Here is an 11,721-nt window from a genome sequence, read left to right on the forward strand (position 1 = left end):
AAACAGGATCTTGCCCCGACCCCATCAAATTCGGAGCAATCACGGTAGAGGTCATTTAATTGCGGACAATGACAATAACGCTTCTGCTGTGACGTATCTCGTCGAGAAAATGGCAAGCGGAAGTGAGGAACGACGTCACGAACCTGCAACTACTGATATAAGATGATCGATAGTCGATTCGCGCCCTCCTAGGATCCCACACATTGCAGACATTTTCTTCACATCACTTTGCTTTGCTCAGGGAATGGCAGGGTCGGAAATATGACCGGGACAGCCCCGATCACCAGCGCGTTTATCAAGAGCTGAAAACCGCATACGACCTTACCAAGCAGTGGGCTGATGGTGTTCTTGCCGCCCTTTTTCCATCGGGAACCGTCACCTGCCGGCGGCGGCCGACCAATCAGGGAAACAATTTCGAGCGGTACAATTGGGCCCGGATATACCCGACGAAAAATGCGCCTGAACAGCTGGCCTACACGGTCGGAATCGAGGCCGAAGGTTGCTTCGTGGTCAAGATTGACACGGTCCATCTCAGCGATAGTGACCCAATCCGTAAAAAATATGCGGAGATGCGCGGCCCCTATGACAACTCTTCCCGGATAGTGGCGATGCTGTCGGCGGCAGATGGAGTGGACAGGCCCATCTCGGACCTTGTCGCCTGGAGCGTCGGAGAGATCAACAAGTTTTCTCCGGGTTACGATGAATTGGCTAAAGCACTGGGCCTTGGATCCCTTGACGATGGGGGAATCCTTCGCCGGTTCGACGGAAAGGCCGCCTTCAAAAATGCCCGTGCGTCATGGACGCCGCAGGAGACCGAACTCTTTTGCCGCCTAGCGCGGCTGGTGCATGAGCGCGACCTTGATTGGTGGCATATCGATACGGACATCGAGGTCCGGTTCGGCCGCAAGGAGCCAGGCAGCGAGCGCGCCATTGGCGTTCTCGGGACTGTTCACGGGCGCGCGTCTCGGACATTAAGCCTCAGGCACGACCTAGGAGACCTGTCGAAGTTCACGCGGCAGCCGGTGACGGCAGATCTCGTAAAGCAGCTTGAGGCTGCCCTTTCGTCGAGCAGCGCCGTGCTCCTCGATTGGGCAGCCCCCAGCCAGGACCGCCCCGGCTATTGGCCCGATGAAACGTCGTTTGAGAAGGCCGAGGGCGACGTCGGGAGTGCGGGCGATGACATACGGCCCTCCGCTAAGGTAAGCTCGCCATCTCCACGGAACGTCATCTACTACGGCCCGCCAGGGACCGGAAAGACCTTCGCAGTTCGCCGTCTGATCGAGGCCGACTATCAGGACACGACGGCGACACACGACGCCGACGAATGGCGCAGAAGCTTCATTGCGGAGAAATTCAGCGAGCTCCGGTGGTGGGAAGCGATTGCTGCCGCGCTCTACGACCTGGGCAAACCTTCGAAGGTGACCGAGATCCGGGACCATCAAATCATTCGAACAGTGGAGGCCGCGAACAACAACAATCATGTGCCGTCGACGATCTACCGTGTGCTTGCATCGCATGCGATTGCCGCGGCGCAAGGCGAAGCGCACGCGCCAATCATTTTCGAGAAAAGCGAAAACGCGCTTTGGAGCCTTGCTGGCGAATGGAACGAGGCCTGCGGCGAGATCATCAAGCTCGTCGACAAGCTCCGCCTCGGTCCTCCTGCAGGCAGTGTTATCAAGCGCTATGAGTTCGTCACCTTTCATCAGTCGTATGGGTATGAGGAATTCGTCGAGGGCCTGCGACCGCTCCTGGACGGGGAAGGCGAGGGGAGTGGCGTTGCCTACAGGATCCGCCCCGGCGTCTTCCGCGTGCTTTGCGAGGCAGCCAAAGCCGCACCGGATCACCGTTTCGCGATCGTCATCGACGAGATCAATCGTGGCAATATCAGCAAGATCTTCGGAGAACTGATCACTCTGATCGAGGTCGACAAGCGCCGGGGCATGAAGCAGGAGATAACGGTGACGCTTCCCTACTCAAGCGACAAATTTTCCGTACCGGCAAACGTCGACATTATCGGCACGATGAACACAGCCGACAGGTCGCTCGCCCTCCTCGATACAGCGCTGCGGCGCCGGTTCGATTTCAAGCCGGTTTATCCCGACAGCCGCGACGAAGCGGGCGCCCCGCTACAGGGTCTGCGAGTGCAAACGGAGGAAGCGACGATCAATATTCCGCAGATGCTTTCAGCCATCAACGAGCGGATTGAAGCCCTCTATGATCGTGACCATACGATCGGCCACGCCTACTTCGAGCGTTTGAAGGACTGCCCAGATGGGCTTGAGCGGTTTGAGGCACTTTCGGCGATTTTCCGGGCGAATATCGTACCGCTGCTCGAGGAATATTTCTTCGAGGACTGGCAGAAGATCAGGCTCGTGCTCGGCGATAACCAGAAAGAGCCGCTGGCACAGTTCGTGGCTGAGGTCGGCGATGCGCAAGAGGAATACCGGAGGCTGTTCGGCGCGAATTCATCGATAGATTCCTTCGCCGCCAAGGCCAGGTTCGCTCTCCAGCCCGGTGCGTTCTCTATGCCATCGGCTTATGTCGGCATATACAAGATCTTCCGCTGATGGCCTATCCGAACCCCGGTCACACGCTCACGGTCCACGAATTCGACATGCTCGTCGGAGAGGACGCGGCGCAGTCAGGGCAGAACGCAGCGGCGGTTGTTCCAAACCATGTTTTCGAATGGCTTCAACAACAATGCCTGGCCCAGACGGAGGGTAAGGGAGCGAGGTGGGCGCGGCTGGCGCAGCGCGGCGGCCGGCTAGTCGTGCAGGTTACAAACTATGTTGGCGTGATCCGCGCGCCGGGCGGCGTGCAGATCGAGGTCTTGCCGAAGGTCGGCCGCGCTGGTGGTGCCGACGAAAATTGGGCACGGCGTCTGCTGATCCGCATGCTCTCCTGCCTCGGTCCGTTTCGGCATATCAGGACCGCCCGCGCCGAGCTTGCCGCGACCAGGATGTCGCTGCTCGAGGTTTTCGTGGCTGAATTCCTCGATGCGGTCTCCGCCGTCATCAAACGCGGACTACGGGGGGCTTATGTAACACGCCAGGGCAATCTGCCGTTTCTGCGGGGCAAGCTCATGATGTCTGATCACCTCCGACACAACCTTGTTCGCGCTGACGCCTTTTTCACAGAACATGACGACTTCTCAACCGATCGGCCGGAAAACCGGCTCATCCACGCCGCGTTGAATGAAGTGATCGCTCAGTCGGTTTCGCTTGAAAATCAGCGACGGGCGCGGGAACTGCGCTTCGTCTTTTCCGATGTCCCTCCAACCGGCGACGTCGCCGGCGATATCAGGAAGCTGCAGCCGGACCGGAGCATGATCCACTATGGCGAGGCACTCTCTTGGGCTGAGCTGGTTCTGACCGGCTTCTCTCCTTTGACGGGCGCCGGCCACAGGTCAGCGTCGTCACTGCTCTTTCCAATGGAAATGCTTTTTGAGGCCTATGTCGCCAAACACCTCGAAATTGCGATCGATCCCGCCTTGCGGCTGAAGGTTCACCCGGCGACCCATTATCTCGTCGAGCACGAGACGGAGCAATGGTTCCGGCTGGAGCCCGATCTTGTCGTGCGGAAGGACGGCCGAAACATCGTCGTGCTTGACACCAAATGGAAGCTGCTCGACATTATCGAAACAATGCGGAAAGAGAGGTACAATCTTTCGCAAGGCGATTTCTACCAGCTCCACGCTTATGGTCACACCTACCTGGAAGGGGAGGGCGACGTGGTGCTCGTCTATCCAAAGACAGAGGCGTTCCCTCGCCCGCTCGAGCCGTTCATCTTCCCGAGCGCACAAAACCTTCGGCTTTGGGTATTGCCGTTCTGCCTAGACACCGGGACACTGGTATGTCCTGCTAACCAGCCCGATAGAGCTTCCTTTCCGATGATTCTGCGAGTGCATCGCCACGCTGCCTCTATTTCAGGAGCAAGCTAGAGCGTGCCCGCCGTTGTTTAGCAGTTGAAAGAACAATCATTCAGAGGGGAGCGTAAGGTAAACGGCGTATGGCAAAAGCCTACCAGGAGGCACGCGCACTCGCGGCGACGATCGATCGCGACATGGTTCGGCCCCTCCATGGACCGACGCATGTCTCAAGCGCTTCAATATTCATAAGGATGTCGACGAAGGAGCTGCGGCCGGCTGGATGCTAGCCGCAATCCAGGAGCAGGTGAGCGAACGCAACGTCTACGGCTGATGAAGGCTGGGGAAGATCGTCGATGCGGCGGTGAACGAACCCTAGCGCAATGATGTTTTCCGATACCGGCCCTTTCGTCTAGATCCTATATATTCAAGTAGTTTCGAATGGAGAAGAGCACTGATGTCCCGCCGGGCTGTCTTCAGGCTGACATGCCAGTTCAACACGATTTCTTTCGCTCCGAAGCGATCGCCTGCGCTGATCCGTTCTAGAAACCATTGTTGGCGTTGATTGAATGTCAGCGGTTCTGGGTCATCTTTAGGGTCATTTTCCGGGACACGATTAGGGTCATTGCGGCGTGTGTTTACTGCCAGCGTGGAGATGGCGGCTTCGCCGGTCGTATAAGCTTCCTTGGTGGCTACGCGAATGAAGCGATCGTTTAAGGAAAAAGTCTCCTCGGAGGCCGGGCCTTCGATAATACCCAGCACAAAAGCCCGCACTACCGGCGAAGAAACAACGAGCCGAAGGAAAAACATAACTTCTGGAGCATGTTGACCAGACAGCCAATGTTTTGCGGTGCGTTCGCTGGCACCTGTCTGCCGCATCAGCTCCTTGATAGCTCGATGGCTGTCGCCATGCTCTTTTTTTAAAAGATTGGCGACTGTGACGGCGAGAACCTCTCGGTCGCCAAGGAAGCCTGGCCACATCGGCAACTTACTGCCCTTTTTCGGCAACATCTTCCGCTCCTTCATGCGCTAGGATTACAAGGCGGATACCTGCAGAAATGGATGTGCTGGTCGCCGCGGCGGCCTCAAGATCAGACGTGTTCTGATCGACGATAGGAGGGGCGACCAGTGGATCGGGAGACCTTTAGCGCTAGGTCATCGGTGTCGCAGCCTGTGCGGGCTGCCGAATATGTGCGTATGTCGACCGATCATCAGCGATACTCTACCGAAAACCAATCGGAGGCAATCCGGGAATATGCTCAGACTCGCGGTATCGAAATTGTCCGAACATACGCGGATTCCGGAAAGAGTGGGTTGAAAATCGAAGGACGCGATGCGCTCCGACAACTCATCACGGATGTGCAGGTCGGCACAGCCGATTTCACAATGGTCCTGGTATATGATGTCAGTCGCTGGGGCCGTTTCCAGGATGCTGATGAAAGCGCCTATTACGAATACATCTGCCGCCGTGCTGGGATCTCCGTCCAGTATTGCGCGGAGCAGTTTGAAAATGACGGCAGCCCAATATCGACCATCGTCAAAGGCGTCAAGCGAGCTATGGCCGGAGAGTATAGCCGAGAGTTGTCTACAAAGGTTTTCGCAGGACAGGGCCGGCTGATCGAAAAAGGGTACCGGCAAGGGGGGCCAGCTGGTTTCGGTCTGCGACGGACCCTGATCGATGAGCGCGGTCAGATTAAGGGTATTCTTCATCGTGGGGAGTACAAAAGCATCCAGACCGACCGGGTTATTCTCACTTTAGGGCCGACCGAAGAAGTGGAGCTAGTCCGTGAGATATATCGCAGGTTCGTCCATCATGGGGAGAGTGAAAGCCAAATCGCGGCTGATCTGAACGAGCGGGGCATCAAATCCGACCTTGGGCGCGACTGGACGAGAGGGACAGTCCATCAAATCCTGATCAACGAGAAATATGCCGGCGACAATGTATGGAACCGGCGGTCTTTCAAATTGAAGAAAAGGCATGTGCGCAATGATCCGGACATGTGGATCAGGGCTGACGGCGTATTCGATCCCGTCATCGAGCGCCCCCTCTTCCAAGCGGCCCGAACGCTCATCAACGCTCGGTCATATCGCTTGAGCGACGATGAAATGCTGCAGTCTTTGCGGGACCTTTACCGGCGAATTGGAAGCTTGTCCGGTATCGTCATTGATGAGTGCGATGGCATGCCGTCGAGCAGTGTCTACAGCTCGCGCTTCGGAAGCCTTCTCCGAGCCTATAGTCTCGTGGGCTTTAATCCGGATCGAGATTATCGTTATATCGAGATCAATCGAAAACTGCGCAAGCTCCATCCCGAGGTGCTTGAGGAGGTAATGAGCTCTTTGAAATCCTCGGGAAGTGAGGCTTGGCAGGACAGCGAAAGTGATCGTGTGACTGTCAATGAAGAGTTCACCCTATCGATCGTAATCGCCCGCTGCTTTCAGACCTCCACGGGACTTTTACGCTGGAAGCTGCGTTTCGACACGTCGCTTGCTCCGGACATCACCATTGTTGTCCGCATGGATTCAACCAATCGGAGGCCTTTCGACTACTATCTCCTTCCAAGGCTCGATCTTCTCGCCGAACGATTGAGGATGGCAGAAGACAACGCTTTGCAGCTCGACGCCTATCGGTTCGACGATCTCGCTATTCTCTATCAGATTGCTGTACCCGTGAACCTGCCGGAGGCCGCGTGATGTCTGCTCTTCATATAGAAATGATCCCTATTTCGCGGATCTCAGTCCTAAACCCGCGCGCTCGCAATAAAAGGCAGCATCGGGATATCGTAAACAATATCGAAGCCATTGGCCTCAAACGCCCGATCACTGTTAGCCGCCACGATGGTCCAGGCGGACTACGGTATGATCTGGTTTGCGGGGAGGGGCGGTTGGAAGCTTTCCAGATGCTCGGGCAAAGCGAAATTCCAGCGGTTGTCATCGAGGCCAGCGAGGACAAATGCCTTGTGATGAGCCTGGTCGAAAACATTGCTCGACCAACGCCCAGACCGATCGATCTCATGCGCGAGATCGGTTCTTTGAAAGCGCGTGGCTACACTGACGCTGCAATTGCCGAGAAAATCGGCGTGGGAACATCCTGGGTCTATATGATCGCAACGCTCCTTGAAAAAGGAGAGGAACGTCTCGTTGCGGCTGTCGAAACCGGTCTGATACCGATCACACTGGCGATGGAGATTTCTCGAGCAGAAACTGAAGAAGCTCAGAGCCTGCTGCTGGAAGCCTATGAGGCAGGCCAGCTTCGCGGAAAAAAATTGGCAGCCGTCCGACGGTTACTCGACATGCGTATGCGCGCACGGGGAAAGGGGCTGCCAGCAGCGCCTCTCGGTCGAAAGGGCACGGGTCGGCGGATGACGGCCCATGATCTGATGCAGGTCTACCAGCGAGAAGCGGAAAAACAACGCCTGCTGGTCAAGAAATCCGATTTCACCCAAACACGTCTTCTCTTCATTGTGGAAGCGATCAAGGACCTTCTCGCCGATGAAGGCTTTGTCAACTTATTGAGGGCTGAGGGGTTGGCCACAATGCCGAAAGCGCTCGCAAACCGAATTTCCGGAGAGCACGATGACCGAAGGGCATAATGAGGAGGATGGGCAAATACATCTGGCGTTCGATCGGGATATCCGAACGATTCCTATCTCGTCGATCCTTCCACTGAAATCTCTACCTGATGGCGCGCGCGAGAGCCGAAAGTTTGCGCAAGTCTTGAGCTCGATCAAGGCAATTGGATTGGTCGAAGCACCGGTCGTCATTGAGGATACCAGGCAGCCAGGTATTTGGTTTCTTCTAGACGGCCATCTGCGACTAGAGGCATTGAAGGAGCTAGGCCTCCTTGAGGTTGAATGTCTGATCGCAACTGACGACGACACCTATACATATAATAAGCGTGTCAATCGACTGGCCCCCATTCAGGAACATAGGATGATCGCGCGGGCGATCGACAGAGGCGTCGCGCCGGCCGACATAGCTGATGCCTTAGGTCTTCAAATGGAATCTGTTATACGCCGGTTCAGACTACTTGACGGCATCAGTCCTGAGGCCGCGGAGATGCTGAAAGACACGCCATGTTCGATGACCGTTATCGACGTGTTACGGCAGATGTCGGCTGTCAGGCAAATAGAGGCCGCGGACCTAATGATTGGTCAGCATAATTTTTCCATCATGTTTGCCAAAGCTATACGCGCCGCCACTCCAGATAGCCAACTCGTTGCTCCTAAAAAATTTTCAGGCCGGGCTGCCGGCACTCCATCCGGTCAGCAGATCGCGCGAATGGAGAGGGAGCTGGCAGCGCTACAAACTCAAGTGAAGAACATCGAAGAGACCTACGGAATCGATAATCTGCATCTTACCGTCGCACGGGGATACATCACTAAACTATTGGCCAATAGCCGCATCACCTGGTGGTTAGAAAATCACCGGCAGGAGTATCTTGGGGAATTCCAGAAAATTGCAGAGATCGAGTCGATCGCCCCTTTCAAGGATGCTCCCGAGGTCTAGGCCTTGAGGCAGCTTTTTAACGCCGAAGCCGACAGCCCACATCATCGACTGGTTCCACATCGCCATGAAGATCCAGCCAATGCAGCAGATCGCCAATTACCTGTGTCACTCCACCTCTGACCGTGCCGATGTACTGCCTATTGACAGGGACGTCACGGCCGTGAAGCGGCGTCTGTGGCGCGGTCGCGTCGATCGGGCGATCCGCGACCTGGAGCAACTCTTGGTAAGTCTCAGGCAGCGCAGCGGGAAGGTGAATTCTCGATCGCACGGCTTCACAGCCTTTGCTCGCAGCTCCTGACCTACATCCGTTCCAACCGCGGCGAAGGGCGCCATCCAGCAACCACTTGCAACCATTCCTTAGCCATCGAATAACTTATAAGTTGACCAGAACAGTCCGCCGCCTGCAAAGATTTGGATGGGCGGCTATTCGTTGACCGCGTTCGATTTTTGAGTTCCGGAACACTATTTTATGCAACCAAAGATAATTTATTCCCGATTTCCACAATCATGGAATCTGAGTGCCAACTTCTTAGCTGCCTTCATTATCTTTCTCGGGACGGGAATCGCTCTTTTTGCCGGCTGGCTCGATTTGCCGGTGGCCGTTTTCGTGTTCGTCTTAGCTGGCTGGATCGTCTCCTTATGCCTACACGAGGGCGCCCACGCGCTCGCAGCATATTGGGGCGGAGATCGAAGTGTTTCTGCAAAAGGATATCTCAGCCTCGAGCCGCTGGCTTACGCCCAGCCATTCTTAAGTTTCGGTCTGCCTCTGCTCTACCTGATATTGGGCGGAATCGGTCTTCCAGGCGGCGCTGTATCTATCGATCATGGAGTACTTAGAAATAAGCACTGGCAGGCTTTCGTATCTGCTGCCGGCCCACTGACAAACTTGGTGTTCCTGATAATCCTCACTCTTCCCTTCCTCCTCGGATTGGCTGATGACGATTCGCGCTTCTGGCAGGCCGCAGCCCTTCTCGGAGCTTTGCAGGCTTCCGCTGTCGTCTTGAATCTTCTTCCCATTCCTGGCCTGGATGGCTTTGGCATCCTGCGACCATATCTCCCACGGGATATGCAACTGCAGGCCAATCAAATAGCCCCGATGCTGAGCGTCCTATTGCTGATGATGTTCACTTCCCATTCTGCAAATAGCGCTCTCTGGCGTGCCGTTTTCGAGCTTACCGATTTCTTTTCCGTTGATCGGTTTCTCATCCATGAGGGGTGGAATTCATTCCGCTTTTGGATGTGAAGCCTTTTAAATAGCTGGCGATGGAGCATCGGTTTTCGGCTCGTCTGACCCGTCGGAGAAGTTGGATGAAGCTGCCGGAGGTTTTTTGCGTTGCTGACCATCGCTCGAAGGAGTTTGCAATTTCGTTGACCAAATTGGCCGCGCCGCGGTTCGATTGGCCAATATCTCCTCCACCCATACGTAACCCGCACCGGGCAGAGATCTTTGCAGGACGACGAAGGATTGCCCACTTCATCACGGTCAGAGGCGTCGATCGAGGATGCCAAACGACCTGGCCGCGCTGGCGCTCGCGCGGCGGCTATCGGCGGCTCGCCTTTCGCGATTGAGGAGCGCGGCGATCCGCCGATAGCCATAGGTTGGCTTTTGATCCACCAGCCTGCGAATGGCGGGCAGAAGCTCTGTATCCTCGGCCTTGTGATAGGGCCCGCGCGGCTTTGATCTGCCTTTCAGCCGCTCAACGAGGTTGGAGCGGGAGACGCCCAGCGTGTCTGCGACGGTCTTCATCGGGAACCGTCCTTCGGCAACAAGATCGGCCGCGATATCCGTTTTTTTGAGTCTGCTTTCGAAAGTGCTTCGCGGAGGATTTCGACCTCCATCGTTTTGCGGCCGAGCATGCGCTCCAGCTCGCGGACGCGGTCCTCCAGCTTCTTCACTTCCGAATTGCCCACAACCGGCTCGTCAGAATCCACGGCTGCAGCACCTCCCTCGCTCAAGAGCCTGCGCCACCGGTAAAGCAGATTGGGCGCAACGCCATGGCGGCGAGCGGTGGAAGATACCGTCTCGCCTGGTTCGAAACTCTGCTCGATCATTGTCAGCTTTTGCTCGGTTGTCCACCGTCTGCGCCGGACATCACCCGTCAGCAGTTCAACGTGTCGATACTCGTTAGACATAAGCATGTCCTCAAGCCTGTGCTTGAGCCTTTCTGCTTATGCCGACTGTCCGGTCAGAACGGGGTGCAGTTCAGTGGGAAAGCTTTTCTCACATGCGAAGCCCAGATTTTCGGATGAGTCCTTACAGTGGAAGCGGAAAATTGAGCCTATAATGTCCACGTAATACCTGTCAGTGGCGTTGACATCGATTTTCCTCGAAGTAGATTTCGATGTTATTTTGTGAAACGCGGCGCAAGCGGGGGCTTATATGCCAATTCTTATACTGATCTTCATGGGAGTTTTCGGGGGTATCGGCGCTGCAATGGCTGGCAGCCGAGGCAGAAGTGGAGTCGCTTGGTTTTTCATATGTGCGTTTACTGGTCTCTTCGGTATCATTATTCTCGCATTGATCGGCTCATCATCAGTACCAGCGACAGCGCAACTTGCAGCCCCCAGCAGTCAAGGGCCTGACCTGAAAAAGCGCTGGTCAACTCTCGTAGATTTGGATCCAGATATTGCAGCGGCTTCGGCGAAAGCCAGATCATACGGTCAAGAATGTGAAGATATACTTGCAGATAAATACCTTACCTTAAACGACAAAGCCTATCTGTCAGCTGCCCTAGAGAAAGCAATCGCAGGATTTCAATCTCAGGCACAAGAACGGCAGGTAATGATACGGCAGCAAGGTGACGATTCAGGGGAGATCAAGGGACCGCTCGGCATATCGAAATATGCGCGCAAAGAGGATCGTTTCGTAATCGTTTCAGGTCCGTTTGTCGGCAATAGCTTCACAACACACGACGATATGGTCCGCTTTTTCTCAGCTTGACCTACCATCGGTCGTCAATCGAAAGCCCAACCAGCACTTTTGCGGGTCGGGTAGCAACCCATCGGGCGTGATTCCTTAGTTGCTATATATCGGCCTTCAACGAGGGACAGAGCATGACGTCGGCCCGGCTTACTGGCCATGTTAGGGCGATTTTCGTCCGCTGGTTCATCACCGCTGAAGCCAATTCACGGTGATGGTCGAAGGCGATGTCGTGTTGGAGAATGTGGAACAGATTGGCCGTCCGATAACTGGTCGATGCTCTCGAACATCGCAGCAGATGATCGAGCACCATTATACCCATGTCACAGGCGAGGATATCAAAGATCGAATGAAGCCGTTACGGACGAACCGGTGGGCTCCGTCAACGCCAAGTGCTGAGCGACCTTTTTGCTCTTCAAGAAGAGCATCA

The 11,721-nt window shown here is 55.5% G+C and carries 9 protein-coding genes and 1 pseudogene; 7 read left to right on the forward strand and 3 right to left on the reverse strand.

Annotated features, from left to right (window positions below):
• Positions 1-218: 218 nt before the first annotated feature.
• Positions 219-530: a hypothetical protein gene (locus DQ393_RS33955; RefSeq protein ID WP_146758997.1), complete on the reverse strand. Its 312-nt coding sequence runs from the start codon at positions 528-530 to the stop codon at positions 219-221.
• A gap of 78 nt (positions 531-608) precedes the next feature.
• Here DQ393_RS33955 and DQ393_RS29610 point away from each other — a divergent pair, with 78 nt between their 5' ends.
• Positions 609-2,567 carry an McrB family protein gene (locus tag DQ393_RS29610; protein ID WP_245430492.1) on the forward strand — a complete coding sequence of 653 codons (1,959 nt, stop codon included), beginning with the start codon at positions 609-611 and terminating at the stop codon, positions 2,565-2,567.
• Between the two features lie 47 nt (positions 2,568-2,614).
• Positions 2,615-3,940 (forward strand): McrC family protein, encoded by a 1,326-nt coding sequence (locus tag DQ393_RS29615; RefSeq protein WP_245430507.1) that lies wholly within the window; start codon positions 2,615-2,617, stop codon positions 3,938-3,940.
• A 300-nt stretch (positions 3,941-4,240) separates the two neighbouring features.
• On the opposite strand, the gene DQ393_RS29620 is transcribed toward DQ393_RS29615, so the two are convergent.
• Positions 4,241-4,876: a hypothetical protein gene (locus DQ393_RS29620; RefSeq protein ID WP_245430493.1), complete on the reverse strand. Its 636-nt coding sequence runs from the start codon at positions 4,874-4,876 to the stop codon at positions 4,241-4,243.
• 186 nt (positions 4,877-5,062) lie between these two features.
• On the opposite strand from DQ393_RS29620, the gene DQ393_RS29625 reads away from it, so the two are divergent.
• From DQ393_RS29625 to DQ393_RS29645, 4 genes are all read left to right on the forward strand, one after another.
• Complete coding sequence (locus tag DQ393_RS29625; RefSeq protein ID WP_112345377.1) at positions 5,063-6,556, forward strand: recombinase family protein; 1,494 nt, start codon at positions 5,063-5,065, stop codon at positions 6,554-6,556.
• Entirely contained in the window at positions 6,556-7,455 is a 900-nt protein-coding gene (locus DQ393_RS29630) for a plasmid partitioning protein RepB C-terminal domain-containing protein (RefSeq protein WP_245430494.1), read from the forward strand. The genes DQ393_RS29625 and DQ393_RS29630 overlap by 1 nt, the downstream gene beginning before the upstream one ends.
• Positions 7,439-8,371 (forward strand): plasmid partitioning protein RepB C-terminal domain-containing protein, encoded by a 933-nt coding sequence (locus DQ393_RS29635; protein WP_112345285.1) that lies wholly within the window; start codon positions 7,439-7,441, stop codon positions 8,369-8,371. The genes DQ393_RS29630 and DQ393_RS29635 overlap by 17 nt, the downstream gene beginning before the upstream one ends.
• A gap of 469 nt (positions 8,372-8,840) precedes the next feature.
• Positions 8,841-9,614: a site-2 protease family protein gene (locus DQ393_RS29645; protein WP_112345287.1), complete on the forward strand. Its 774-nt coding sequence runs from the start codon at positions 8,841-8,843 to the stop codon at positions 9,612-9,614.
• A 306-nt stretch (positions 9,615-9,920) separates the two neighbouring features.
• On the opposite strand, the pseudogene DQ393_RS29650 reads toward DQ393_RS29645, so the two are convergent.
• Positions 9,921-10,504 (reverse strand): annotated as a pseudogene (locus tag DQ393_RS29650) (transposase); the annotation flags it as partial.
• Between the two features lie 247 nt (positions 10,505-10,751).
• Here DQ393_RS29650 and DQ393_RS29655 point away from each other — a divergent pair.
• Positions 10,752-11,312: a hypothetical protein gene (locus DQ393_RS29655; protein WP_112345288.1), complete on the forward strand. Its 561-nt coding sequence runs from the start codon at positions 10,752-10,754 to the stop codon at positions 11,310-11,312.
• Positions 11,313-11,721 lie beyond the last annotated feature (409 nt).

Origin of the sequence: Martinezella tropici (genome assembly GCF_003287875.1) — a bacterium.
Taxonomy (GTDB): Bacteria; Pseudomonadota; Alphaproteobacteria; order Rhizobiales; family Rhizobiaceae; genus Rhizobium; species Rhizobium tropici_C.